General features: G+C 44.3%; 29 protein-coding genes and 2 tRNA genes. 8 read left to right on the top strand and 23 right to left on the bottom strand.

Features of this window, described 5'->3' with window-relative positions:
* Positions 1 to 508: 508 nt before the first annotated feature.
* On the top strand, positions 509 to 694 hold the full coding sequence (locus ABMY45_RS21905; protein ID WP_010378060.1) for a hypothetical protein: 186 nt from the start codon (positions 509 to 511) through the stop codon (positions 692 to 694).
* Between the two features lie 17 nt (positions 695 to 711).
* Here ABMY45_RS21905 and ABMY45_RS21900 read toward each other — a convergent pair whose 3' ends face one another.
* The 5 genes from ABMY45_RS21900 to ABMY45_RS21880 all read right to left on the bottom strand — a co-directional run bounded on the left by ABMY45_RS21900 (position 712) and on the right by ABMY45_RS21880 (position 3,966).
* Positions 712 to 1,092, bottom strand: a complete 381-nt coding sequence (locus tag ABMY45_RS21900) for a hypothetical protein (RefSeq protein WP_102055808.1) — start codon at positions 1,090 to 1,092, stop codon at positions 712 to 714.
* A gap of 8 nt (positions 1,093 to 1,100) precedes the next feature.
* A complete protein-coding gene (locus tag ABMY45_RS21895) occupies positions 1,101 to 1,601 on the bottom strand; it encodes a hypothetical protein (protein ID WP_211867404.1) in 501 nt (166 codons plus the stop codon).
* Between the two features lie 107 nt (positions 1,602 to 1,708).
* On the bottom strand, positions 1,709 to 3,085 hold the full coding sequence (locus ABMY45_RS21890; protein WP_102055810.1) for a class II fumarate hydratase: 1,377 nt from the start codon (positions 3,083 to 3,085) through the stop codon (positions 1,709 to 1,711).
* 8 nt (positions 3,086 to 3,093) lie between these two features.
* Entirely contained in the window at positions 3,094 to 3,504 is a 411-nt protein-coding gene (locus ABMY45_RS21885; protein ID WP_010604192.1) for a hypothetical protein, read from the bottom strand.
* A gap of 279 nt (positions 3,505 to 3,783) precedes the next feature.
* Complete coding sequence (locus tag ABMY45_RS21880; protein WP_010378070.1) at positions 3,784 to 3,966, bottom strand: hypothetical protein; 183 nt, start codon at positions 3,964 to 3,966, stop codon at positions 3,784 to 3,786.
* A gap of 166 nt (positions 3,967 to 4,132) precedes the next feature.
* Between ABMY45_RS21880 and ABMY45_RS21875 the strand changes: the two genes are divergently transcribed.
* Complete coding sequence (locus ABMY45_RS21875; protein ID WP_174171016.1) at positions 4,133 to 4,723, top strand: DUF938 domain-containing protein; 591 nt, start codon at positions 4,133 to 4,135, stop codon at positions 4,721 to 4,723.
* Here the strand turns inward: ABMY45_RS21875 and ABMY45_RS21870 are convergent.
* From ABMY45_RS21870 to ABMY45_RS21860, 3 genes are all read right to left on the bottom strand, one after another.
* Positions 4,703 to 5,833 (bottom strand): GNAT family N-acetyltransferase, encoded by a 1,131-nt coding sequence (locus tag ABMY45_RS21870; RefSeq protein WP_206472079.1) that lies wholly within the window; start codon positions 5,831 to 5,833, stop codon positions 4,703 to 4,705. The two genes, ABMY45_RS21875 and ABMY45_RS21870, sit on opposite strands and share 21 nt — an antisense overlap.
* Positions 5,826 to 7,100: an alpha/beta fold hydrolase gene (locus ABMY45_RS21865; protein WP_227387644.1), complete on the bottom strand. Its 1,275-nt coding sequence runs from the start codon at positions 7,098 to 7,100 to the stop codon at positions 5,826 to 5,828. Before ABMY45_RS21865 ends, ABMY45_RS21870 begins: the two co-directional genes overlap by 8 nt.
* Before the next feature lie 63 nt (positions 7,101 to 7,163).
* Complete coding sequence (locus ABMY45_RS21860; protein ID WP_128725299.1) at positions 7,164 to 7,631, bottom strand: Lrp/AsnC family transcriptional regulator; 468 nt, start codon at positions 7,629 to 7,631, stop codon at positions 7,164 to 7,166.
* Between the two features lie 116 nt (positions 7,632 to 7,747).
* Between ABMY45_RS21860 and ABMY45_RS21855 the strand changes: the two genes are divergently transcribed.
* The gene (locus tag ABMY45_RS21855) at positions 7,748 to 8,935 is read left to right on the top strand and encodes a monodechloroaminopyrrolnitrin synthase PrnB family protein (protein ID WP_206472083.1); all 1,188 of its coding nucleotides are present in this window, start codon (positions 7,748 to 7,750) and stop codon (positions 8,933 to 8,935) included.
* Positions 8,922 to 10,034 carry an aminotransferase class V-fold PLP-dependent enzyme gene (locus ABMY45_RS21850; protein ID WP_206472085.1) on the top strand — a complete coding sequence of 371 codons (1,113 nt, stop codon included), beginning with the start codon at positions 8,922 to 8,924 and terminating at the stop codon, positions 10,032 to 10,034. The genes ABMY45_RS21855 and ABMY45_RS21850 overlap by 14 nt, the downstream gene beginning before the upstream one ends.
* On the opposite strand, the gene ABMY45_RS21845 is transcribed toward ABMY45_RS21850, so the two are convergent.
* The 4 genes from ABMY45_RS21845 to ABMY45_RS21830 all read right to left on the bottom strand — a co-directional run bounded on the left by ABMY45_RS21845 (position 10,031) and on the right by ABMY45_RS21830 (position 11,480).
* On the bottom strand, positions 10,031 to 10,780 hold the full coding sequence (locus ABMY45_RS21845) for an MBL fold metallo-hydrolase (protein WP_206472087.1): 750 nt from the start codon (positions 10,778 to 10,780) through the stop codon (positions 10,031 to 10,033). The genes ABMY45_RS21850 and ABMY45_RS21845 overlap by 4 nt on opposite strands.
* 127 nt (positions 10,781 to 10,907) lie before the next feature.
* Positions 10,908 to 11,000: transfer RNA gene (locus ABMY45_RS21840), tRNA-Ser, on the bottom strand.
* A gap of 18 nt (positions 11,001 to 11,018) precedes the next feature.
* A tRNA-Ser gene (locus tag ABMY45_RS21835) sits at positions 11,019 to 11,109 on the bottom strand.
* Between the two features lie 224 nt (positions 11,110 to 11,333).
* Entirely contained in the window at positions 11,334 to 11,480 is a 147-nt protein-coding gene (locus ABMY45_RS21830) for a hypothetical protein (RefSeq protein WP_017219379.1), read from the bottom strand.
* Positions 11,481 to 11,765: 285 nt separating this feature from the next.
* Here ABMY45_RS21830 and ABMY45_RS21825 point away from each other — a divergent pair, with 285 nt between their 5' ends.
* Positions 11,766 to 12,608, top strand: coding sequence for a YegS/Rv2252/BmrU family lipid kinase (locus ABMY45_RS21825; protein ID WP_174171010.1), 843 nt, complete (start codon positions 11,766 to 11,768; stop codon positions 12,606 to 12,608).
* Positions 12,609 to 12,649: 41 nt separating this feature from the next.
* Here the strand turns inward: ABMY45_RS21825 and ABMY45_RS21820 are convergent, their stop codons facing one another.
* Positions 12,650 to 13,564: a DMT family transporter gene (locus ABMY45_RS21820; protein WP_039490974.1), complete on the bottom strand. Its 915-nt coding sequence runs from the start codon at positions 13,562 to 13,564 to the stop codon at positions 12,650 to 12,652.
* Between the two features lie 106 nt (positions 13,565 to 13,670).
* Between ABMY45_RS21820 and ABMY45_RS21815 the strand changes: the two genes are divergently transcribed.
* Entirely contained in the window at positions 13,671 to 15,122 is a 1,452-nt protein-coding gene (locus ABMY45_RS21815) for a PLP-dependent aminotransferase family protein (RefSeq protein WP_026345634.1), read from the top strand.
* 38 nt (positions 15,123 to 15,160) lie between these two features.
* Here ABMY45_RS21815 and ABMY45_RS21810 read toward each other — a convergent pair whose 3' ends face one another.
* The gene (locus ABMY45_RS21810; protein ID WP_227387643.1) at positions 15,161 to 15,946 is read right to left on the bottom strand and encodes a YggN family protein; all 786 of its coding nucleotides are present in this window, start codon (positions 15,944 to 15,946) and stop codon (positions 15,161 to 15,163) included.
* A gap of 288 nt (positions 15,947 to 16,234) precedes the next feature.
* Between ABMY45_RS21810 and ABMY45_RS21805 the strand changes: the two genes are divergently transcribed.
* Positions 16,235 to 16,420: a hypothetical protein gene (locus ABMY45_RS21805; RefSeq protein ID WP_010604204.1), complete on the top strand. Its 186-nt coding sequence runs from the start codon at positions 16,235 to 16,237 to the stop codon at positions 16,418 to 16,420.
* 178 nt (positions 16,421 to 16,598) lie between these two features.
* Here the strand turns inward: ABMY45_RS21805 and ABMY45_RS21800 are convergent, their stop codons facing one another.
* The 3 genes from ABMY45_RS21800 to ABMY45_RS21790 form a co-directional block, all read right to left on the bottom strand.
* Complete coding sequence (locus tag ABMY45_RS21800) at positions 16,599 to 17,045, bottom strand: cytochrome c (RefSeq protein WP_227387642.1); 447 nt, start codon at positions 17,043 to 17,045, stop codon at positions 16,599 to 16,601.
* Between the two features lie 101 nt (positions 17,046 to 17,146).
* Complete coding sequence (locus ABMY45_RS21795; RefSeq protein WP_017219384.1) at positions 17,147 to 17,611, bottom strand: DUF2721 domain-containing protein; 465 nt, start codon at positions 17,609 to 17,611, stop codon at positions 17,147 to 17,149.
* Positions 17,612 to 17,623: 12 nt separating this feature from the next.
* Positions 17,624 to 18,136 carry a thioredoxin-like domain-containing protein gene (locus ABMY45_RS21790; RefSeq protein ID WP_227387641.1) on the bottom strand — a complete coding sequence of 171 codons (513 nt, stop codon included), beginning with the start codon at positions 18,134 to 18,136 and terminating at the stop codon, positions 17,624 to 17,626.
* A gap of 106 nt (positions 18,137 to 18,242) precedes the next feature.
* Here ABMY45_RS21790 and ABMY45_RS21785 point away from each other — a divergent pair, with 106 nt between their 5' ends.
* Complete coding sequence (locus ABMY45_RS21785; protein WP_095727083.1) at positions 18,243 to 18,671, top strand: YqaA family protein; 429 nt, start codon at positions 18,243 to 18,245, stop codon at positions 18,669 to 18,671.
* A 39-nt stretch (positions 18,672 to 18,710) separates the two neighbouring features.
* Here ABMY45_RS21785 and folX read toward each other — a convergent pair whose 3' ends face one another.
* The 6 genes from folX to ABMY45_RS21755 form a co-directional block, all read right to left on the bottom strand.
* Positions 18,711 to 19,073 (bottom strand): dihydroneopterin triphosphate 2'-epimerase, encoded by a 363-nt coding sequence (folX, locus tag ABMY45_RS21780; protein WP_010378103.1) that lies wholly within the window; start codon positions 19,071 to 19,073, stop codon positions 18,711 to 18,713.
* Between the two features lie 7 nt (positions 19,074 to 19,080).
* Positions 19,081 to 19,635: a GTP cyclohydrolase I FolE gene (gene folE, locus ABMY45_RS21775; RefSeq protein WP_010604208.1), complete on the bottom strand. Its 555-nt coding sequence runs from the start codon at positions 19,633 to 19,635 to the stop codon at positions 19,081 to 19,083.
* Between the two features lie 6 nt (positions 19,636 to 19,641).
* Positions 19,642 to 20,358: a dihydromonapterin reductase gene (gene folM, locus ABMY45_RS21770; protein WP_095727080.1), complete on the bottom strand. Its 717-nt coding sequence runs from the start codon at positions 20,356 to 20,358 to the stop codon at positions 19,642 to 19,644.
* Between the two features lie 72 nt (positions 20,359 to 20,430).
* Complete coding sequence (gene nadE, locus ABMY45_RS21765) at positions 20,431 to 21,267, bottom strand: ammonia-dependent NAD(+) synthetase (protein WP_227387640.1); 837 nt, start codon at positions 21,265 to 21,267, stop codon at positions 20,431 to 20,433.
* A 60-nt stretch (positions 21,268 to 21,327) separates the two neighbouring features.
* Positions 21,328 to 21,957: a DUF480 domain-containing protein gene (locus ABMY45_RS21760; protein WP_010604211.1), complete on the bottom strand. Its 630-nt coding sequence runs from the start codon at positions 21,955 to 21,957 to the stop codon at positions 21,328 to 21,330.
* Positions 21,958 to 22,052: 95 nt separating this feature from the next.
* On the bottom strand, positions 22,053 to 25,409 hold the full coding sequence (locus tag ABMY45_RS21755; protein ID WP_349289509.1) for an ATP-binding protein: 3,357 nt from the start codon (positions 25,407 to 25,409) through the stop codon (positions 22,053 to 22,055).
* Between the last annotated feature and the right edge of the window lie 122 nt (positions 25,410 to 25,531).

Here is a 25,531-nt window from a genome sequence, read left to right as displayed (position 1 = left end):
TCTCCCCTTCGCGCGTCCTTGCGCTCACTTCCTCGAACTGCGAAGCGGTGCTTCGGTTTCTCGTCACCCAAACTCAGAAGTGAAACAAAACAGCCGAAGGGTCGGCCCCGGTCAATGATAGTGTGGGCTTCCCATGTGAAAGTAGAACATCGTCAGGGCCTTATAAGAAAAACCCGTTGCAGTAATGCGACGGTTTTTTTGCTATGTGTGATTTAAAAAATCTTGCGAGGTAAACTCGCTCCTACCATAGTATTATAAGCACAGTACAACATGGTAGGAGGCGGTTTACCCGCCGATGGCTTGCAATGAAGTTCCGGAAAAATCTCGCGAGGTTTTCTAAACCTAAGTAAATGCGCTCCTACCACAGTATAGGCACAGTGCAACATGGTAGGAGGTGGTTTATCCACCGAGCATTTGTAAGCGAGAAGCTGCTATATGGTTTTATGCAATAAGGGCTATAAGGAAGGGTCAATTAACGATATGATGGGCTAAAAAGCGGGGATTTAGCGTGTCATTTCATTTAATTGCACTGTTGGTAATATTTGCATTGTTTGGTACTTCAGCCACTTACTTAATTCGCTTTATGTATAGCTATTGGATTAAGAAGCAGCTTGAAGTGAAGTACATTATTAATGCGAGTATTTGTGCGCTGTTAGTGATGGTGATCTCAGTGATCAATGAGCTTATCCGATAACCTGAGTGCTCATCAGTCTATAGAGGCACAGCCTGACAGGTATGGGCAATACATAGTGTTTGTATTGGCATCACAGGTTCACAACTAACCGCTGGCGCTTTTCCTTTGTTATTCAGCTTTTCTTGCTCTGTAATGGCGCTAACGACAGCTTCTACATCTTGCTCATCAGTATGCTTCGTTGAGTAGATCAGGTATTCTCTTGGTCCACCACAGGTTAATCGCTCACCTACTCCAATTACTTTACACTGATAGCTTGCATCACATCCTATATTTGCTTTTATATCGCTGAGTGTATGCGTAGCATTCGAGCGACTTGTTGCATCGCTTGGTGTTATTTCACAGCCAGATAACGCCGCAATTAGTGTGCCGATGCAAGCGAGAGAAATAGCTAACTTCATTATTGCCTCTAGTATGTAGGACGACTATTTTCTAGTTTAACACACTTATTTTCAACGCATTGTGTTGCGGGTTCAATTAAATGCTGACAGATACTCATCATCTGATTTTGCATATTATAGGCGCGCTCTAATGTAGTAATTTGCTCCGCTAACTGCTTAACTTGGGCCTCATCTGCTGATCTTGTTGAATACACTAGATAAGAAGAAGGGCCACCACAGGCACGATCGCCAACGGCAATGACTTTACACTGGGTATCGTTATCACAGCTTTTGTCGGCCACGACGCTTTCCAATGACTGTTTATGGGTTTTGATGTCAGAGGTATCGAGCTTTTTACCATCTTGTTGAATAGGTAAGCTTGCTTCTTTTGATTCTTTAATTTCGGTGCGCTTTTCGCTTACAGGCTTGGTCTCTTGTGCTTTTTGTTCTACAGCATCTTCTTTAGTTACTTCTTCTTGGCAACCAAACAGCAAAAAAGTTGCAAGTAAAGTGGGGATCATCTTGTTCATTATATGCTCTCCTAATGTTTGCTAATTAAACTACGCAAGTCCTTAAGGAATAGCAAGCTCTGCAGCCTGCATACACTATATGTGATCGCAGGCTGTGAGGGACAGCGCTATAGACCGCCTTTGGTGAGTTTTTGCGGATCGAGTAATGATTGGAGCTCGTGTTCACTCAGATCGGTTTGCTCAGCAGCGACCTCTATGATTGGGCGTCCTTCTTTGTAGGCAAGCTTGGCAATTTGTGCTGCTTTTTCATACCCGATCACAGGATTTAATGCGGTAACTAAAATCGGGTTTTTAGCCAGTGCCTTTTGAATATTCAGCTCATTCACCTTAAAGCTTGAAATAGCTTTGTCCGCAAGTAACCTCGCGGTATTTGAGAGGATCTCAATGCTTTGCAAAATATTTAATGCAATCACTGGCAGCATAACATTCAGCTCAAAATTGCCAGACTGGCCTGCAACACTAATCGTTGCGTCATTACCTATCACTTGAGCACTGGCCATTGCAGCCGCTTCTGGAATAACTGGGTTTACTTTACCTGGCATGATTGAAGAGCCTGGTTGTAGCGCCTCAAGCTCGATTTCACCTAGGCCAGCAAGCGGTCCTGAATTCATCCAGCGCAAGTCATTGGCTATCTTCATTTGTGCTACTGCAAAGGTTTTAAGTTGGCCTGAAAGTCCCACAATCGCGTCTTGTGAGCCGATATGATAGAAAAAGTTGTTGCCTTTACTGAAACGGATCCCGATGTTAGTGCTCAGGTTTTGGCTAAATAATTTAGCGAACTGAGGATCGGCATTAATACCTGTGCCTACCGCTGTTCCACCTTGACCTAACTCGTAGACTTTTTCTAAGGAATGAACAATGCCCTGACAGGCATTATCTACTTGCGCTTGCCAGCCACTTAATGTTTGTGCAAAGGTCACTGGCATTGCATCCATCAAGTGCGTCCGGCCAGTTTTGACGTGATGGCCAACTTGCTCTGCTTTTTGTTCAATACTACTAGATAAGTGTTTTAGTGCTGGTAGAAGGTCATACACCGCTGTGATTGCACTACTCACGTGAATCGCCGTTGGGATCACATCGTTTGAGCTTTGACCCATGTTAACGTCATCATTAGGATGAATTGCGACACCGCTTAACTCAGTCGCCAACGTGGCGATCACCTCGTTGGCATTCATATTTGAACTGGTACCAGAGCCAGTCTGAAAGACATCTACCGGAAATTGATCTAAGTGTTTGCCATCAATTAGCTGCTGACAGGCACTCACAATTGCTTTTGCTTTATCACTTGATAGATGGCCAAGGGATTGATTGGTTTCTGCTGCGGCTTGTTTGATATAGGCCAAGGCTTTGATAAAGCTACTTGGCATTGTGATCCCGCTAATAGGAAAGTTATTTACAGCGCGTTGTGTTTGCGCCTTGTAGAGCGCATGCTCAGGAACATCTAATGTTCCCATACTATCGGATTCTTGACGAAATGTAGTCATCGTTGCTCCTAATAAAAAGGGTTAAACTGCTGGCAGGTTTGGCACGCATCTCGCTGGAGCTTCAAAAATTGCCGTGACGAAGTATGGTGATGTTTATAAAACCGTTTTAGTGCCAACAAAGGTTTAAATAATTGATCCATGCATTGTTTACGTATGGCTGTATCAACGAGTGGATCGGCAATCTGTTCTAACAGTTCGGACAATGTATTTTTAAGATAAAGCTCTTGCAGCAGCGGGTTATTATGGCGCTCGTACCATTTCGCCATGCCTATGCCTGCCGAAATATATTCCGCAACCAAGAGCGGCGCCTCAAGTTGTGGTCGCTGGCAGTGGCGATTAAGCTTCGCACGATAAGTTTGTAATAAAGTAGCTAGCTGCATAAATACAAAACCAAACGATGTAATGATAATGGTTATCATTACATCGTTTGGTTGGCAATTCAAGCTTTAGTATTCGCACTGCCAAACGATTTGTTTAGCATTCACCATAGCAGCTCACTATGAGTCTGAAATGAATTTAAGAAAGTGTGATTGAGCTTATACCAATTGCACTAAGTCTCCAATCAATTTGAAGGGTGAAATACCATATTAGCGTCGTTAAAAATTTCTCATTTAGAACAACTAAATAGCAAAATTTTTGCCTAGCTACTAAAGTTATTTCTCCGCTTCAAATAGCTCATTCACCTAATACAATTGGTATTAATTATAGCCGAGGAGATATTGCTGCTCTGAATGCTCTTTCTCTTGTTCTTCGAGTTGCATCAGGTTAGCGACTTCTTGTCGGTAAGCACGACTTTTCGTGAAGGTATTTTTACGCTTCTTCAGAACAAGTCCTTCGCTTTTAAGTTGGCTTGGCATTTGGGTGATCTCTGAAATTTTCATGCTCGTTTCTCCTCTTAGTACTCTTTAAACTTAGCAGAAGTTGTACCAAAATAAATTTCTTTTCTAATTTTAATTGCTTAGTGGAAATTTTAGCTATTTGCCTTGCAATTGAGATAAATTCTTGCCTCAATGAGGCGCATAAATCGATCAAAATAGTGCAAACGAGATGACAAAACCATACTCTCAAGCGTGTGAAAACAATAAACAGCCAATATTAGAAAAGCTCACTCCCTATCTAAATAAACCTTTGGAAGTGCTAGAGGTAGGTTCTGGTACGGGTCAGCATGCGGTGCACTTTGCTGCGGCGTTACCGCATTTAACGTGGCAGACGGCGGACAGGGAGGTTAATCACGCAGGTATTCAAGCGTGGCTTGATGACGCCGAGTTAGAAAATGCTTTACCGCCATTGGCGCTAGACTTACACCATGGGTGGCCTGTTAATCAGCGTTATGATGTGATCTATACCGCTAATACCTTGCACATTGTGTCATCAACGCTCGTTGAGCGTTTAATTGCAGGCGTTGGACGACACCTTAAAGAAAGCGGCTACCTGATAGTTTATGGGCCGTTTAATTATCAAGGTGAATTTACCAGCGAGAGTAACCGAGAGTTTGATGCGTATTTAAAATCGCAAGACAAAGAGAGTGGCATTCGCGATCAAGAATGGGTATTGGCGCTTGCGGCAGAGCAAGAACTTACACTACAGCAAGACTATGCGATGCCGGCTAATAATCGCTTATTGGTGTTTAAACGGTAGTTTTGCTTGGCACTCGGTAAAGTAATGCCCGAGTGCGTCAGCTTCGCGCTTGGTAAAATCCTCGAGCGCGTGTTGAAAGTCAGGTTGAAATAAGCGGTGATACGATTGCCTCCACACCGGCTCAAAACCCCTCACTAACTTGTGCTCGCCTTGAGCACCCGCGTCAAAGACAGCAAGCTGATTAGCAATGGCGTACTCTATGCCTTGATAGTAACACAGCTCAAAATGCAAAAAGTCGTAACTATCCTCAATTGCGCCCCAATAGCGACCGTACAAGGTATCACCATCCACAAGATATAAACTAGTGGCAATAATTTCGTGGTTTAAGTAGGCGCAGCAAAGACGAAACTTATCTGGCATCGAGGTGATAACTTGCTGAAAAAAGTCGCGAGAGAGATAGCCGTGGTGTCGCGATCGCTTAAGATAGGTGAGCTGGTAACTAAGAAAAAACGCATCAAGTTGTGCTGTGCTTATTTCTCTGCCAACAGTCCAACTTATGTTAATACCCTGAGCTGTCACAGCTTGGCGCTCTTTCATGACCATTTTACGCTTTCTTGATGTGAGTCGTGCGAGAAAATCATCGAACTCGGCGTAACCTCGATTATGCCAATGAAATTGCACATTGCGGCGCATCGTTAAATGACTTTGAGTGAGAAAATCGCTTTCACGACAAAAATTAATATGGACTCCACTAATGTCTAGTTGGGCGAGACTCGAGAGCGTAGCGTCAATATATTCAAGCAAGCAAGAAGATAGACGTTTAGTTAATATTCTTGGCCCTTGAGTGGGGGTAAAGGGGACGCCACATAGCCATTTCGGATAGTAATCTAATCCATGGCGCTCGTAGGCTTCAGCAAAAGCCCAATCAAAAACGTACTCGCCATAAGAGTGCGATTTAATATAGCCTGGTAAAATTGCAATCAACTCGCTCTGGCGTTCAATCATTAGGTGATGTGGTATCCAGCCAGTCTCTTTGCTGGTGCAGCCGCTCAACTCTAATGCAAGCAGCCACGCGTAGCTCGTAAATACATGTGATGGTGAAACACAGTCCCACTGTGCTTCTGTCACTTCAGTTAGAGAATGAATAAACCTGTGTTGGTACTCAGTCATTGTGGCCGTCAAAAAATGCGAGCAGTGCTTGCTCAAAGTTGCTGTAATCAGGGTTAAACGTGATCCGCGCAAGAAAAGCGTATTGCGTCATGTTTTTCTCGTGACGCTCGCCAAAATGGACGGTTTTACCTGTGCGGCAGTTAATGAAGGCTTGGTCTTCTAAATGGTAACTGGTGCAATTACGATAGAGCCCTTTGCGGCCGTAAAAAATATGTTCAGGTGGCTGCAAAATACCAATATGAGACATATCGACAATGTTGTCGGCTTTCACGCTCCGATAATTCACACCTTGCTTAGTCGATGGCGTTTCCGAGTAGATAAATTGGGTCAACGTTGATTTAGGTTGCCATTTTTCTAGCAGCTTTGCCGTTGCATGATTGTCTATGGTGGTATCGACATCGCTATAGCTGATAAACATCGGTACATCTGGCAAAGTGGTGAGTGATTTGAGTGGCGCCATAGCCTGATGGGCTAACGTTGCGCCATGCCATGGGAAAGATTCATATTTGGCGAAATCCAAATCTGCGTCTTCATCTATCCAATTGACAAATGGCACGTAATCAATCCATTTGGCTAGCCAGCCGTTCTTATTATGTGGCTCCGTGGCGGGTGAGATAAGTGCAACAGAGCCTAAATTATTGGGCTTGTGCTTCGCTATGCTACTCAGCACCAAGGCGGCACCCGTGGAATAACCAAGTACGGAAAAATGCTTAAAATCTTGGCTCGTCTGTACGATGGCATAATCCGTATGGGTTTGCCAATCGTCAATATCAACTTCGGTTAAATCGCTTGGTGCAGTCGCGTGGCCTGGCAGTAACATGGTTCTGACATTGTATCCTGCTTCATAGAGTGCTGCCGCAAGGTAGTGAAAAGTAAAAGGAGAATCGGTCAGACCATGGATAAGTAAAATGGCGTGATCTTTGTTGTCATGCTTAAGTGTAAATGGCGCGATTAAGTCACTTACCTTGGGGTTTGTCAGGTTGAGTATTTTTGCAGTGGGCGTCATTAACGGGCACGGCAGTGTAGCGCGAGGATTGCGGCTTTCAATAATTTGCTTAGTCGAACGAATGTAATCGTTATAGTTTTTTACATTCCCTACATCGACGGTGACGGGGCCTTTATCGATTGCTTCGCGGAATAATCCCGACTTTTTGCTCTTGGTGAATAGCGACATATCACTCACTTGGGTAACACAGTCTTGTGCGATGACCAAAGGTGAGCCAAGCAGACTAAAAGCAAATACTGTGGAGGTAAGGTAGTGGCGCATAGTCGGTCCTTATGAGCATAAAATCACATGCAGTATAGCGAGAACGGATGACGATAAAAATGGTTAGCGGATCGGTAATATGCGTTTTGCAAAAGTTTGCTTGAGTACAATCGTTGATTCAATCCCGCTAATCACCTTACAGGCCCCCAGTTGATGTTTGGCGAACTGTTCATAGCTGGGCAAATCCTTTGCTACGATTTCCAACAGGTAATCATAACTTCCGGAGATCACCGAACAGCTGATCACCTGATCTTCAGATTCCACGTGTTGTTCGAATAAATGCGCTGCAGTTGCGGTATTTTCACTGAGCTTTATAAATGCATAAACCAAAATACTTAGGTCAACTTGCGCTCTATCAAGTGCCGCATGATAGCCTGAAATTACTCCTGTATCTTGCAAGCGTTTTACGCGTCGAAGACAGGGAGTATCGGAAAGGTTTGCCTTTTCGGCGAGTGAGGCATTACTCAAACGTGCATTATGTTGCAAAGCGTTAAGGAGCAATTTGTCCTTGGCATCTAGATTTACCGACATAAACCAAATAAAAGAGTGATTCTTGCTAATCAGTATTAAACTTTTAGAGAAAATTGGCAAATTATGCTCGTGGTGATTTGCTAGCCTTAACTGTGGAATAATCACGAGAAGTAATCATGAGTCCATTAGCCGTACAATTTGACGCTTGGATTAGAGGTCCGTTTGTCGACCTTAACGACAAGCTTGAACATCTTTATTGGCAGCAACAGGATAAAGCAAATGTTGAAGGCGTTGGTGAAACGCTAAAAGCACAGTTATTAGAAGAAGGTAATCAGCTAGTCCAAGCCTTGCTAGAAGAAGGCAATACCGACGAGGGCTTTGAGCAAGCATTCGACTTACTCGGTAACGTTGGTCTATTTATGGCTGCATGCAGACGCCACGAAATTACCGAGCCAAGCCGTGAAAAGGTGTCTCCACTAACGCAAGCATCGGCACTGGCCATGCACATTGGTGCCTCTTTGGGAGTTACGCCGCGCTTCGCAACGGCTCATCTCACCACACACAACCGCGCAATCAACGGCGTGTATAAGCGCTTTACTTCTCATCCGGCAGAGCGCTTATTCATCGACTACAATACTCAGGCCATTCTTGCCTATAAACGCGCGTCCGAATCGTTAATGAAGGTGCATCATTTGGGAATTTCCCATCCCATGTCATTGGTGCTACTCAAACAAGTTAAGCAAGCGCTGCTTGAGGTGATAGAGTCTAATCGAGAGTTATTTAAGGAACTAGATCCCGAGGCATTCTTTTACGTTGTACGACCCTATTACAAACCATACCGAGTTGGTAAAGAGGTCTATCGTGGCGCAAACGCTGGAGATTTTGCGGGTATCAATGTTATCGATATGATGTTGGGGTTATGCCCGGCTAATGACATTAGTTACGGTCAAATGCTGGTGGAAAAATTCCTCTATATGATGCCAGAAGACCAAGCAACCCTGCGTGAATGCATGCGTACGCCTAATTTAATGGATGCGTTTCTGAGTGCATTGAAAGGACCGAAAAGTGATTGGTTTGGCCCTGCCTGTAGCTTGTTTATACAAGTGTGTAAGCTGCATGGAGATACGGCCATACAACATCACAATCAACTCGTCGAAAAGTATATCGCCAAACCTTCGCAGGCGATGCAGCAACAGCACTTAAGCAAAGTGACCGCCAGTGGTCCACCGATTGAAGTCTTACTCAAAGAACTCGCAGACTTAAGAGATAGGCGAGCCGCTGCTGAGCGCGCTGATATCTTTACTCGACATCATGATTTAAAACGATTACGTCAAGCAATAGGGGTTAAGCATGAAGCAATATAGGGATGATTTTCACTTGCCTACGGGTCGCTATTTATTGAGTCATTCCGTTGGTCGTATGTTGAAATCTGCAGAGGAAGATTTCCATCAGCAATTTATGGTGCCGTGGCAACAACAAAATCAAGAGCCTTGGCAGCAGTGGCTAAGCGGTATTGATCGCTTTACCTCAGCCTTAGCCTCTCTATTACACACTGATGCGCGCCTGTTTTGTCCGCAAACAAACCTTTCCAGTGGTTTAACGAAATGGGCGATGAGTTTGCCCGAAAGTGGCATTCGCAAAGTACGCGTATTGATGAGTGAGCAAGACTTCCCCAGCATGGGGTTTGCGTTACAAAATGCGCTGGACAATATTGAGATTGTTTATATTCCCGAAGCGATGAATATGCACGACCTGAGCGTGTGGCAGCAATATATTGACGAGCAAATTGACTGGGTATTTGTCAGTCATGTTTATTCGAACAGCGGTCAGCAAGCGCCTGTCGCTGACATCATTAGCCTTGCTAACCAATATGGTTGTCGAAGTATTATCGATATTGCTCAGTCACTTAGCGTATTACCAATAAATTTAAGCGAGTGGGGCGCGGATTGCGTTATCGGCTCTTGTGTGAAATGGAGTTGCGGTGGCCCTGGCACCGGTTTCATCTGGGTGAATGAGGATGTCTTGCCTTATTGCGAACCAAAAGACGTTGGCTGGTTTTCGCATCAAAATCCATTCGAGTTTGATATTCACCATTTTGCGCTGAGTGAAAGTGCGCTGCGTTTTTGGGGCGGTACACCAAGTGTGGCACCTTATATCTATGCGGGGCACAGCCTTGGCTATTTTGCCGAGCTTGGGGTTGAGCAAGTAAGAGCGTACAACTTTGCTTTGTTATCTGAGTTACAAGCGGCATTGCCTGAATTTTATCGCTCTCCTACAGCGCAGAGTGCTTGCTCTGGGACCGCTATTCTGCATTTTGGCTCGCGGCATGAGGCAGTGATGGAGCAGCTTAAGCGAGCAGGCATTGCTGTGGATAATCGTCGCTACGGTATTCGCGTCTCACCACATATTTATAATAGTCAGGAGGACATCGCGCAGTTGGTGCAGGTTATCAACGAAAGTTAGCTTCCTAGCCCTAGTGCTTTTTTGGTCTTCTTCTTCACCGAGCGCCAATGTGTCATTGGTTGCTTGGGCGCGCGCGCTATCAATGCGTTGAAATCAATTTCTTCTGCAAGTACCTCTCCTTGATGCGCCAAGATCACGGAGTGGGGTTGTAGTGCCTTTACTTTGGCAAGAGATTGGCGATACAAGCGTGGATAGAATACCGGAAAAGGCGCAACAAATTGCCCTTTTACTTTTACCGTCAAGTCCGCTACATAGATGCGCTTACTGGGGAGATGATACAAGCTCAAATCTCTATCCGTATGACCGGGTGTGTGTATCGCTTGCCATTCGTTAAAGTAGGGCAAGCTATCACCGTCGGCTAGGAAAAAATCTGGTGATAATTGTCTTGGATACCAAAGGTTACGCTTGGCCTTGCGCTTTCTCCCAGCAACCCAAAGTGCCAGCGCCATATCGGAGAGGTGCATCATGACACCATCAATACCACGATACCACTGACTGGGAGCATTTGCGGCCGCAATCTTTGCGCCCGTGAGTTTTTTGAGTTTATGCGCGCCACCGGCATGATCTGGGTGCATATGCGTGACCACAATCAGCTTGAGTGCGCTTAGTGGCTTTTGCAGTTGTAGGATGTAGTTGCAGACCAACTCAACATCAGCACGACAGCAACCATCGAGTAACAGCAGATCCGTTTCGTGCTCAACCAGATAAATATGTTGAATATAGCCTTCTAAGACATGGATTTTCATTAGTCACACTCATTTCTCCAATCAGATCTCAACATAGCATAGGTTAAAGACATCTGACCAGTTGTGTGTGGAAGTGATAAATCGCAGACATAAAAAAACCGCAATTAAGCGGTTTTCTTATAAGTGATGGCGGAGAAGGAGGGATTCGAACCCTCGATAGGGCTACAAACCCTATACTCCCTTAGCAGGGGAGCGCCTTCAGCCACTCGGCCACCTCTCCGGCGCAATACTTTAAAAATGGCGGAGAGATAGGGATTTGAACCCTAGATACGCTATTAACGTATGCCGGTTTTCAAGACCGGTGCTTTCAACCACTCAGCCATCTCTCCATGGGCAAAGATAATACTTAGCGATTTAGGCGCTGTAAACCGTTTTTAAACTGTTTGCTTAAAAAATGCGCTAAAAGTGAGGTTTTTTTAAAATTGTGCTAGAAATTAGCGGTTTGACGAAGAGGTTTTGTACAAAAATGCTGGTTGAAGTGGTGCTTTTATGGTCTATTGAAACAAATGCTGACGAGAGCATGGCGGGTTGGGGCGCCATGCTCTGTGCAGACTTACTTATACATAATCACGTCTTTTAACGCTAAGTGTTGACCACATACTGCCAACCACTTCGTCCAATTGATACGACGTTGTTTAGTTGGTTGTGTTTGGTTAAACGTGTTTTGTGATGGGCTGCAAGGTGCAGCTGAATTAAGCATGTCTGGCTCCTAATAAGCTATGATTGAAAACAAGGCTATTTTGCACGCAATTTGTTTAAATTTAAAACGATAAAAATTGATGTTTTCGGATAAAAATAACTAATGAATTAATGGTTTGTTCATTTTTGTTTTAATGGGTTCTTTGCATGTTTATGCATGGTTGCGATTGTCTTGATTAGGCTGTAACCCAATTAATATGTGTGTTTGTGGTTTTTGTTTTTGATTTTTGGTTTTAGTTTTGGTTTTTTATTCATATAAGTTGAGTTTTTGTATTTAAGGGTTTTTATGCTGGTGGTAGTCAACCCTTTAGCGGGTGCTGAGGGGAAAGCGCAAATTGCATGGTTAAAGCAACAATTAACACAACAACAGTTGACGGCAACTTGGTTTAATACCACTGGAAACTTTGTCGCAGATAGGGACACAATTGCTCAAGCAGCTACGGCGGGAGTGAGCGTGGTGGTGATTGGGGGGGATGGCACTTTGCACCTAGTCGCCAATGCCATTGCTGAACGGGATAACACGCTTGCGCTGCTGCCAGCGGGGACGGGCAACGATTTTGCTCGGCAGTTTCATTATTCCAAAGCACAGTGGCGAGCAGCTGTATTTTCAGACAAGATCTCGAGTATTGATTTGGGTAAAGTCGACGGGCGCTGGTTTGTCAATGTTGCTGGGATTGGCTTTAACGCGCATGTCATGAATAACTTAGGACAAACCAAACGGCTAGGAAAGCTGAGCTATACCTATGCGGGATTAATGTCGCTATTTACTGCCAAACTCATTCGCTATCACAGCAATACGTGGCCTGAGCAGGGTATGATGTTGTTACTTGCGAATGGCAAACACTTTGGGGCAGGGTTAACTCCTGCTCCTATGGCTTGCCTTGATGACGGTCAGCTGGAGCTACTATGGTTCACGCCGCAAACGCATTGGCAGCGGATGGTATTGTTTGTCAATATGCTACTTAAACGCCATATGGGTACAAGAAATGTGCACCACGGCCGCATTGCAGAGCTTTATATCGCACAAGAGGGGTATGACATTGAGGCTGATGGCGAGATTGTTGGGCGCACGCCTGCGACGATAACTTGCTGTCGCCGAGCTCTGAACATAAAAAAAGCGCCATTATAAAATGGCGCTGAAAAGTAAGAAGCTAAAGCATTGGTAAGACTTCAACTTCTAACTGGGGACCGAATGGACAACCAAGCGTAGATGCGATCTAAAGGCGTGAGTACAATCGCATTACCTAGGATGACCAAAATAAACCCAATAAAGGTGTTTTGCTGCCACTCAAAGCCTTCAAATAAGGTGCTCAAGGCCACGGCAACAAAAGGAAATAACACTATCAAATAACTCGCTTTCTCAGGCCCAATATTTTTGAGTAGTGAGAAATAACAACCAAAGGCAATGACGGTGCCAAACACGCTGAGGTAAATCAGAGACCACCAATATGATGCCGGCGCTTGGTTGATAAACTGATGTTCACTAAAGGCAACATAGGTTGCTAACATGACAGCGCTGTAAAGCATGCCCCACGCATTTCCCGCCATAACATCAATTTGCTGATTAGAATTGCGTACGCTCACCATATTACCGAGTGACGCGACCACCGTTCCTAATAGAGCTAATGATAATCCCAAGAAGGCCTCGCTTTGCAAATCAAATGCGACCAAGTCGTGCCAAAACAAGCTGACTATCCCAAGCGTGCCCAGTGATGCACCAAAGTAAATTCGCTTTGCAATCGGTTTGGCAAAAAACAACTTAGTGTTGACGATGTTAACGACCAATAATAATGAAAATGCAATTGATGCCATCGCTGACGTTAAATGTGCCTGAGCCCAATATAAGAAGAGATAGTTAGCACCAAAATTACACAGCGCTAAGAGGATGAAAAAGCCGTGATCTCGGCGAGAAAATCGCATTGGCACACGCTTATAGATGACAAACGCCCACATACAAACCGCGGCGAGGCCAAAGCGGTAAAACAGCGACACAAACTCGTTGATGCTGCCAAGTTGGTATTCAATGGCAAGCCATGTTGATCCCCAAATCAACACAGTGATGGCGTAAAGAAATAGATTTTTCATGATCGGCTCTAGATTCAAACAGCAGTGGAAGTCTGTAGTTTACGCTGTTATTCTGTATAAGCTATATACAGAATTTGCTAATTTATACCTATACAGATGATTGCTTATGAGTACCGTTATTCAACGCCAACACTCCGCCTTTCTCTATCAGCAGGTGATCCAAATGATCTTGTCGATGGCAGAACAAGAGTCTATTTTACCGGGCGAAAAGCTTCCCTCATTGCGTGTTATGGCGCAAAACTTAAATGTCAGTATCCCAACGGTAAAGCAGGCCTATCAAGCACTTGAAGATCAAGGAAAAGTCATTGCCAAAGAGAAGTCCGGCTACTTTTTATGTCACAGAGCTTCGCACAACGACTCACCGAAGCGTGCACGATTGCCCGCCAAACCTGTAGTGGTGAACAAGCAGGCGTTGATTGAACAAGTGTATAAGGGGATCCATCAGCCACATGCAATCCCCTTAGGTATCGCTAACCCCATTGCCATTGCTGGTACTGAGCAGGTTCTTGCCAAAATTATGCGCCGCGCAATGAAAGAAGCAGGGAACGAACTCATTAATTATGGCCCTATGGACGGTTTAGATAGCTTAAAAAAGCAAATCGTGCGGCGTTATTTGGATATGGGTTTAGCAATAGACATGGATGAAGTGGTGATCACCAATGGCGCGCAAGAAGCATTGGCGATTGCGTTACAAGCGGTAACCAAGCCCGGAGACGTGATAGCGATTGAATCTCCCTGTTATTTTGGCATTGTTGAGCTGGCTGAAAACTTAGGGTTAAAGGCCATTGAAATACCTGTTTGCCCAGATGATGGCATTTGGCTGAGCGACCTTGAACGGGCACTTGAAAAGCATGATATTCGAGCGTGTGTGTTTTCTACCAGTATTAGTAACCCGCTTGGTAGTTTTATGCCTGATACGAGACGTGCGCAGCTGGTGGCGCTATTAGAGCAACGTGACGTGGTGTTGATAGAAGACGATGTGTATGGCGATTTATATTTTACCGAGCAGCGTGGCATTCCGGCACAAGCATTTAGCCAAAAGGGCTTAGTGATCACATGTGCGTCATTTTCAAAAACCGCAGCGCCTAGCTATCGGGTGGGTTGGATGGTCGCCAGTCAATTTAGTGCAAAAGCAAAGCGCATAAAACGTGCGTTGAGTTGCTCATCATCTTTAATGAATCAATGGGCACTGGCGGATTTTCTCAGCTCCGGAGGCTACGAGCGCCATTTAAAGTTGGTCCGTAAACGGTTAATTGAGAATCGAGACCGTATGATCCAAGCGGTGAATGTTGCATTTGGTAGTGAGGTAAGAGTCAGTCGCCCGCAAGGCGGTTGTGTGCTGTGGTTAGACTTAGGTAAGCACGTCGATGGTGCCTTGTTGTTCCAAAAAGCCCTGGAGTGTGGGATCAGTATTACGCCTGGTACGCTATTTAGTGCCAGCAAAAAGTATCAAAATTGTATACGTATCAGTTATGGCTTGCCGTGGGATGCGTCGGTAGAGCAAGCGATTAAAACGCTGGGGGAGCTGGCTGATGCGCAAAGGAAAGGGTTGGCATAACGTACCCTTAATTAAATGTAAGTTATGCCAACGTCAGATTATTTAAATTTAAACAGTTGGTACTCTGACATGGCGGGGATAGACTTTGCGACAATGGCTTCGTTTTTCGCGATTTGCTCAAAGTCGCCACACAGTGCGTCGGCTTTTTTCTCAATAGATTCTGCCTGTTGTTCAACTTTGGTTTCGATTTGTGTTGCGAAGTTTTCCATACGTTGTTCAAAGCTGCTCATATCACCGTTTGCATCTGACATTTCGTTGCCAATCGCAACCAGTAAGCTACCTATCGATTGCATCATGGCACCTTGTACTGCGGTCTCGATTTTTTCTTCAAACTGATTATCAAAATTTTGGCCAAACTCATCAAAGGTTTGCTTGCCCATCACAAACGCACCTTGCTGATAAAACGTATTTTGCACTTCTGTTTCAAGATCATCGATCACAGCATGGATGCTATCTAAACTGGTTAAATTAAAGGTGTGTGCCACTTCATTAAGGGCGACGCCCGCTAGTTTTATGCCTTCAAAAGCAATATCAGCCACTTGTGGTAGGCGGCCTCTTAGTTCATCACCATATTGCGTGAGCATCTTTTTTTGCTGTGTATTAAGTGCGAGGCGCTCGCCATTGAGTGTCAGTTCGCCAAGGTTGTTGATCTCAGCTGTTTTGTTTTTGGCCGTTGTGATCACCAAGTTATCAGGTGTGATCCTAACGTCATTCTGAAATTCTACTTCACAATTGTCACCGCTAAACGTGATGTTATTTTTTTCGTGTGCAGCGACGGTGGTTGTCATCATTGTTGCTGCTGTTAGTAGTAAAATTTTATTCATGGTCGATCCTTATTGGCTCAGTTTCATGATTGTTGTTACAAGAACAGTGCCAAATATAAACCCAAGTAAAATCAATATATTGTGTTATATTGTTGAAAGTTAATGTGCTCTAAAAGTGATGAAATTGACTAAAATATAGTTGTTTTTGTCAAAATGAATTAGGCGATAAAAAATTTTTATTGTAAGGATAAGAAACTCTCACTTTTCAGAATGACAATTTAGCGCTAAATAGTGATCTTGAGAGACGGCTCTCATTTTATTAATGACTATTTTATTTTGGAGTTAGTTGTGGGTAAGACATTCTCTTACGATGCGCTTGATGATGATTTTGCAGACGATGAATTTGAAAAGTTGGGTCGTAACCAACATGACAAGCAAAAGCGTAAAGTCAAAAGAAAGCTAGACGACTACTTAGAGCAAAAACGCCTACGTAGAAATCTAGGCGATGATGATTTCGACTATATTGATGACTGATCATTAAACGTCATCTACGAGTCTAGCACTGACAGTAATTCAATTTGGCTGTGTGATTAAGCAGGGCTGTGGGTTACTCAATGCGATGTCTGAGTTATTGTGTCGTTGGTGATAGCCAAGCAAGTGACGAGATATTCAGATAGTAAGCAGCCGCAAATATGCGGCTGTTTTGTTTTGATTAATCTTTAAAAGATTTATGGCAGTCTTTACAGCCTTTTGCCCAATCTTTAAATGCAGAAGCAATCAGCTTTTTGTCGCCAGAGTCAGCTGCAACAGCCAGTGCTTGAGCATACTCGGCAAATTGCTTGGCTTTACCATCGAACTCAGTTCTGTTTGACCAAACGGCTGGTAGGGCATCAGTATTGCCTTTGTTAGAACCGTCGATAAATGCTTCCCAAGGCATTTGCGATAATTGCGCAGCGTTGTGAGCACGTTGCTTAAATACTTCAGCATCAAATGGTACTTTGCCTTTTAGCATGTCGCCCATATTACCAATCTGGAAACGGATCAATTGGAAAGACGCTTGGCGGTATTCAATTGCATCTTCAGCCGATTCAAACATAGTGTTAGCTTGCGCTGTTGCTGCAAGACAGCTAAATAGTGTGACGGTAAGTAGTTTCTTCATAGTAAACCCCTAATATTTTTCCCTATTTTCAATGTGAATTACAAATATAATCAAACAATTGCGATAAGTGCCCTGTGACGGAGGCAACTAGTTTTAAATAATCAACTCTCGATGTCTTTGAATATCATGCCTCTGCGCATACTGCGGGTGGCTAAAAAGATTTCTCCCAGCAAAGAGACAAATGCGCCAATAAGCAGCACCATAGCGGCGATAAAACAAGACGATAACGTAATGCCCAATGGCATACTGTACAAGTGTGACATGAACAGCAGCATAACCACTGCACACACAAGCAACGCACTGAGTACACTCATGCTAAATGCAACGTGAATAAAACGAGACCGTTTTAACAGTGCGCGCATTTCACGGCTAAAGTGCATTTTGAGTTCTTCATCTTGCGTGGTATTAATCTTGCGATCGAGTAAACGCGCCCTATCCGTGATCCGTGCTAAGCGGTTTGATAGTACCCCTAAGGTCGCAGCAATACCCGTAATTAAAAATACAGGGGCAACGGCGGTTTGGATAACTTTGGCCATCGTGAGAATGCTAACGACCTCTGGATTCATATAGTTACCTCGTTAATTCCAGTTTAGTTTTGATAAGGTGTTGGGTTGCTCACCGATGAGGGTTTGCATCACTCGGTTGCGTTCATCAAGCAAGATGACTCTAGGAATGCCTTTGTTGGCATACGTGTTGTAGATATCTCGATTGGGATCGGCAACAAAATGGATGGGCAATTGCATGGTTTCGTTGAATTGCTCAAGTGTAGTGTTAGTTTCTTCTCGGCCAATAGCAACGATGGTTAACTCGGCCTGGGTGAGTAATTCAGATTGTTTTAGTTCACTCAATAAACGCTGCGAATCAGAGCACCAAGTCGCGAATAAAATCACCAGCTTTTTGTGATTAGCATCGAACCTAACAGCTTGGTTTTTGATATCCGTCAATTGCAAATGTTTAAAGGAGTCGCCGGTGTAGATATAGGTCTGATAGCCATCGTCTGCCTGTGGTAGCGCTTTGTTTGAGGCCTTGCAGTCACTAAATCCGGTGGTGAGAACGGTACTAAGTAGTAACATTTTTATTGTTGTTTTCATGTCTATTCCTTGTTTCCGTGTCTGTGTTTTTGAAGTCTTGCGCGCATTTCAGTATATTGCCCCACTTAGATGATTTCTTAAAGTCCAATTTCTTATAGCCGTTGATATGATTTACCTTTCTTTATTTGGGCTTGCTTTTATTGCCGCAACACTATTACCTGCGTCGTCGGAGCTGGCGCTGAGTGGGCTCGTTGTGAAACAACAAGGCGAACTGGTTTGGTTATGGCTGGCTGCGACAATGGGTAATTTACTTGGTAGCTGTGTGAACTACTATCTTGGTTGGTTTATCGCTAAGTGGCGAGATAAGCGCTGGTTTCCGGTTTCTCAACAGCAATATGATAAGGCTTGTGGGCTATTTAATCGTTACGGTAAGTTTTCATTGCTATTTGCTTGGCTACCCATAGTCGGAGATCCTTTGACTGTGGTAGCGGGGTCTTTACGAACCTCTTTTGGGTGGTTTTTTGTGTTAGTCGCGCTCGGTAAAGGCGCTCGTTATGCACTGGTGATTTACCTTGCCTTACAGGTGATTTCTTAACACCAGAAGGCAAGGAAGTGAATATCAGGGTCTTATCGCTTAGCTTCTATACCAATCAAGCGTGAGTGACACTGAGTCAGCAAACCGTAAAGCGTGCGGTTTATCTACGGTGACTTTTGCATATGTCACGTCTTGATGTTGATGACATTCAGCGAGTATGTCGGCCACTAATTTCTCAAGTAACAAAAAATGCCCTTCTTCTACCAGTGTGATGACAGCTTTGGTCACGGTTTTGTAGTTAAGCGCGTGAGCCACGTTATCATGATCTAAACATGCCGTATCCGCTGGGTAGTGAATTTCAATATTGATCACGACATCTTGCTTTTTCTCCCGCTCCTCGGGATTAAAACCAATAAAGGTACGTAGCCTTAAATTCGTCACCTTAATAATGGCATTCGACATAGCGTGCTTATCCTTTCACTAGCTGTAAAAATTCGTTGCGGGTTTTGGGGTCGCTTCTGAAGTTACCAAGCATGACAGACGTTCGCATACTAGAGTTTTGCTTTTCAACGCCACGCATCATCATACACATATGTTTGGCTTCAACGATCACGCCAACGCCTTTTGCACCGGTGACTTCCTCAACGGCCTTGGCGATTTGATGAGTTAGCTGCTCTTGGATTTGAAAACGTCGGGCAAACATATCAACAATGCGGGCAAATTTAGACAAGCCGAGCACTTTACCGTTAGGTATATAAGCGATGTGACAACGGCCAACGAAAGGCAGAAGGTGATGCTCACACATAGAGTACAACTCTATATCTTGGATCAGCACCATGTCATCGGCATCCGAGCTGAATACCGCGTTATTGGTGATTTCATCCAGTGTTTGACGGTAGCCCTGAGTCAGATATTCCATCGCTTTCGCTGCGCGCTTGGGTGTGTCTAATAATCCTTCGCGGTCTGCATCTTCACCCACGGCTTCAATAATCGTTTTATAACTCTGTTGTAATTTATCTTGCATAATGCGTTACCTCAAATGGCGGCCACCGTCGATTTGTACCGTGCGTCCTGTCATATAGTTGCTAGAGAGTATCATGTCGACACTATTGATAACTTCTTTGCTACCAGGCTCAATTCCCATAATAGACTTTTTCAAGGTTTTTGCCTTGTACTCGTCACTATCGTCTTGATTAAAGATGATAAGAGAAGGTGCAATGCTATTCACTTTGATGTTAGGTGCAAACTTAGCGGCAAATGACCGAGTTAAGTTATCTAATGCAGCTTTACTTGCGGCATAGGCAATGTGTTTTGGACTGCCTTTTTCTACTACATAGTCAGTAATATGGATCACATCGCTGACGTTATTGCTAGCTGTCAATAAGTCGCTCAAGGCATGATTGATCAAATAAGGGACTTTAGCGTGGATCCGCATCATATTGTCGAATAATGCTGAAAAATCAGGGTTGTTGGCTTCACAATCCCAGCTCGATGCATTGTGGATGATGGCACTGAGTGCGTCGGTATGGGCACGAATTTGGTTGTTGAGTTGTGTGATTGCTTCTGGCTCGTCAAAATCAGCCTTGATACAAATGGCACCTAGCGATGCTAGTTCATCGATAACTTGATGTTTGGTGCGATACGTCAATATGACGGCTTGCTGTTTAGCGAGAAAGTGTTTCACCAAAGCAAGTCCAATGCGCTGTGCGCCACCAGTAATTAAAATAGGTGCAGCTGCGGGGCTCATACGTTAATCACCTTGTGAATTGAGAAATTAGGGTTGGCAGGATGAATAACTGGTTATCTCCTGCCAACAAGACTATTGTTCGTCGTATACTGTAGGAATTGGTTGACGCTTGTGTTGGGTGCGCTGATAAATGGCAATAAGTTTGTCGTTTACTTCACTGCTAACAGGCTTACCTTCAAGGAAGTCATCAATATTGTCATAGCTTAGTCCTAGCGCTTCTTCATCGGAAAGGCCTGGACGGTCGCATTCGAGATCGGCTGTCGGTACTTTATGTACTAATCCCGCAGGTGCCCCGAGAAAAGCCGCTAGTGCGCGAACTTGGCGTTTTGACAGGCCAAACAAGGGCGCTAAGTCGCAGGCGCCGTCACCAAACTTGGTGTAAAAGCCCGTGATGTTTTCAGCGCTGTGATCGGTACCGACTACTAAACCGCGAGTCAGGCCTGCTATTTGGTACTGCGCTACCATGCGCTGGCGTGCCTTTACGTTTCCTTTAATAAAATCCACGCTGGCTTGTGAAGGCAGTGGCACGCTTCCACCGGCCATGGCAGCAAGTGCTTGCTCGTGCATAGCATCGGCCGCAGGCTTGATGTTGACTGTTAAGCGCTGACTCGGTTGGATAAACTCAAGTGCAAGTTGCGCTTCATCTTCATCAGCTTGAACGCCATACGGCAAGCGCATGGCAATAAATTTATAAGCCCCAGTACCATGTTCAGCATTGAGTTCATCGATAGCTAGCTGGCATAGGCGTCCACAAGTTGACGAATCAACGCCTCCGCTGATGCCAAGCACAAGAGTGAAGCAGCCAGAGGCTTGTAATCGTGCTTTTAAAAATGAGACACGTCGTTTGACTTCAAATTCCGGGTCAATAATTGGCTGAACTTTCATTTCGGCCATGATTGCTTCACGCATACTGTTTCCTCAATACTATCGGGGCGATAAACTTCTATTATGTTGGTGCTGACGCGCTTTTTAAAGCCCTAAATGTGCTTTGATGGTGGCGAGCTCTTGCTTTAATTGCTCAATCTCGGCGATCAAGCTCTCGATTTCGCTGTCATTTTGTGTGTAGGTTATGGGTTCTGCCGATGTTGTTGTTGGTTCAACGACTTGGTCACCAAACAAGTGTTGATAACGACTTTCTCGTTTTCCTGGTTCTCGGGCAAGCTTAACCACATAATCATGTTCTTGCATCGCACTTAATGTCGACTCAACGTCCTGTACGGAACTGAATTCTGCGAGGCGGCTGCTGCGGGTACGCAGTTCACCTGGGGTTTGTGGTCCACGCAGTAACAACAAACAGATAATCGCTTTTTGTTTCGCGTTGACTTTAAGGTGACCAAAATCACTGTTACAAAAGCGCTGGCTGTACTTGTCGACGCGACCAGACAGTGCTTCGTCGCAGGTAATTAAGCGTTTTTCTTGTAGGCGAGTCAATGTATCTAGCACGTCATTTTGAGAGAGTTCCATCACCGGCTCGCGATTTGACTTTTGATTACACGCATTGGTGAGGCCGTTGAGTGACATTGGATATTGTTCTGGGGTGGTGACTTGCTTTTCGATTAAGCTACCCAGTACACGTTGCTCTTGAGTATCTAATTGCATCACTTTCCTTATTTTTGTTGTTGCTGATGAGATTTATAACATCATCTTGATAATAGCAATATAATACCAATATTTACTGTAGCAAAGTGTGCGAGCTAACTTTGTTGGGCCGTAGACGAAGGTGCCTGCATTGTTTGCTGTGGTTTTACTTGCAGAAGTTTGGCTTTTAGCTCATCAAAGTCAATGGGTTTGGTGAGGTAGTCATCCATACCTGCATTGAGGCATTTTTCTCTATCACCTTGCATCGCGTTGGCGGTTAGTGCAACGATCACGCTATTCTGATGGTTTTTTCCGGCAACACCTTGGCGGATCTGCTGTGTTGCCTGATAACCATCCATCACCGGCATCTGACAATCCATTAGAATAACATCGTAAGGTTTGTTAATCGATTGCAAGTGTGCAAGTGCTAACTCTCCATTTTCTTGGCAGACTACTTTTGCACCTAAACGTTCTAACATGGTTATCGCAACGGTTTGGTTTATCCGATTATCTTCCACTAATAAGATTGAGCGTGCTAACAAGAGTTCAGCACTGACCGGTGAATCGGCTTTGACGGATTTCGGCTTGTCTGGATCTTGATAATCAGAGTTGAACACCTGAAGTGCTGCATATGGCGTAATGGGGTAGTACACCCGCTCACAAGAGGAAAATAGCGAGAGCGTTTCACTACTTTGTTCTTCAACGGCAACCACATGAGCGATCTGTTGTTGTGTTAGCTGCGTTTTGAGTGCTTGTTGCTTTTTCCGTGGTATGGCATTGAGTAACTTGGCATCCAAAATAACAGCAAGATGTGAGGATGGTTGTTGTAGCTGAGTCATGAGCATATCAAGTTGCTGCACGTGTAAGCACGTGATATGCCAAGGCTTCAGTAGTTTACTATAGTCTTCATTGATTTCGCTTAATATATATAACGTTGAATTATCAGACTTTTCATGCTCGGTAATGGGTTTGGCAGCAGTTAGTAGCACATTACAGGAGAACGTGCTGCCAACGTGTTCTTTACTAAATGCTTGTAGGTCGCCACCGAGCAATTGAGATAATTGCTTTGCAATGGTGAGACCAAGCCCTGTGCCGCCATATTGCCGAGTGGTTGATATATCTGCTTGGGTAAATGAATCAAAAACTTTATTGAGCTTTTCCTTTGATATACCGATACCAGTATCTTCTACACTGCACCAAAGCCGAGTTTGCTCGCCCGTTTGTTCTGTATGGCAGCTTAATGTCACTGAACCATCATGGGTGAACTTAATTGCATTGCTTAGCAAATTATTGAGAATTTGTTTGAGGCGATTCGGATCAGTTTGCGCGGTATGGACTTTCATACCTGATAAATCGATATGCAGCCGGTTATTGTTGGCATCAGCGGCGCGCACAAACCCAGACAGCATATTACTGAGCATCTCGATAAGATCGCACTCAACAAATTCTATCGTTAGCTTACCAGCCTCGATTTTGGAAAAGTCGAGAATATCATTAATTATAGTGAGCAAAGATTTCGCTGAACTATGTGCCAAGGAGAGCTGGTGGTGTTGAGTCGAAGTGAGTTGTGAGTGCATGACAAGCTCAACCATACCCATTACACCATTAAGTGGGGTGCGTATCTCATGACTCATGCTGGCTAAAAACTCAGCCTTCATTTTTGCGGATTGCTCTGCTAAATCTTTATCAATGATGGCTTGATTTTTTGCCTTTTGGTGGGCTTTATTGATAAAAAGGCTTCCTAACATGGCGGCGATAGACTTCATTAAACGGAGATCGCTTTGACCCCAAGCTGGACTTATTATGTCGTACTCTGCACAAAGAACGCCTAAGGTTTGGTTTTTATGACTGATAGGACAGCAAAGCATCGCCTTAATTTCAAAAGGCTCAAGGTACGTTGTGGTGAGGGCCATTGTTGTTGGGTGGTTTTCAGCTTGTTCCGCCGCAATTATTTGGCCACTCTCAATTTCATTGAATAACGCAGGCGCTATTGCTTTTCGCCAAGGAGGAAAGTGCTCTAAGTTATCCATCGCTGCATTTGAAAAACACACTGGGATCAGCTGGTTTTTATCCTCATTAAATTGCCAAATGCTAACTTTATTAACCTCCACTCCTTTGCTACAGGTATCTGCACAGAGTGTGAGTGCTTTGCTGAGATGGTTATTTAAGATGGCTTCGTGAGAGCTCAAATGGGCAAGGAGCTCATTATTTTTGGCGAATTTATCATGTTCCATCTCCATGATTTTGCGTTTATGAATATTTTGAATGGAACCAAAAATGTGGTTAGTGCGTTTGCCACTGCGAATAGCGCGTGCTTTCACCAGCACCCATAAGTCATCCATCTTTTGGGTTTGGATGATAAATTCTTCTTCGAACTCATGGCCGGTTTTTATAAGTTCATCAATACAGTCTTGCAAGCGCTTTCTGTGCAAACCTGCTTTGAAAAACTCTGTCGTATTCATCCAAGTAGGCTGAAATTGCCTTGGCACGCAGAAAATACTACGGGTGACGTCCGACCAAATAATATCACGGGTTTTGACGTTAATTTCCCATGCGCCAACTTCTGCGAGTATGCCCATATTGGTCAGTGATAAGGCATTGCGTTGAAGTTGCGATAGCAGTCGATTGATAAAGATAAATGCGGCAATAAAGATGACAATCAGCGCGATGATTGCTAAGCGAAAAGGCCATACTGCAGTTACTGCTGGTTGCCAGCCAATGCGGGGCACGGCGTAGAGTTCCCACTCACCGGAGGGCACATTAACACTAAATGCGATGGGGGCAAGCGAATGTATATTACTGTTGCCATAAAAATAATCACCTTCTCGGCCTTTGCCATCCACGCCTTGAATCGCAATCAGGTATTGACTTTCTAATGCGGTAAAGTTTGCTTGTTGATAAAGGTTATCCATATCGAGCACGACAGAGAGTAACCCCCAGAAGTGGGTTTTATCAGTGTAAACTGGAACTCTTGCGATTAAACCAGTCCCGCCCTGAAGTAATTCTAGTGGCCCTGCCATCACGATTTCGCGACTTTCTTTGGCGAGTAATGCGCCGTATTTTTGCGTCGGATGGGTTTGATAGTTTAGGCCTATGGCTTTTTCATTGCCTTTTAAAGGATAAATATAGTCGAGCCGCATATTTGGGGCTGCTCCGATATTGCGAAGGGTTCGGCTACTATCGAATAAGGGTTTTGCGAGCTGTTCGAAGCGAGCTTGAGATAGCTCGGATTGACCTGAAAGGGCAATGCCTAGCCCTCTGACAAGTTGTACATTTTTTGCCAGAATACCCTCTATTTTAGTGCGGTAGACATTCACTTCCTCGGTCGAGCGACTCTTTTCTATTGCGATTAAGCGGCGATAGTTTACTTGATCGACATACCATGCCACCGCAATGATAACGACCAGCAGAAGCCAGAAGCTATATTTCACAAAGCGAAATTTAAGTGGTGATGTCGATAGTTCAGAAATCATGGTGCTTTTGTGTTGAAGACGATGATTTAACTATAGTTCAGTCCTCACAAAGCGAAATCTAATTGAGCAAAATAAAACGTTTTAACTTGATTGTCTTATAACTGTGACACAGTCGAGAATAT

The sequence above is a fragment of the Pseudoalteromonas sp. XMcav11-Q genome, from assembly GCF_040104525.1.
Taxonomy (GTDB): domain Bacteria; phylum Pseudomonadota; class Gammaproteobacteria; order Enterobacterales; family Alteromonadaceae; genus Pseudoalteromonas.
The sequence above is the reverse complement of the archived record's forward strand: the minus strand, read 5'-3'. Positions and strand labels throughout refer to the sequence as shown.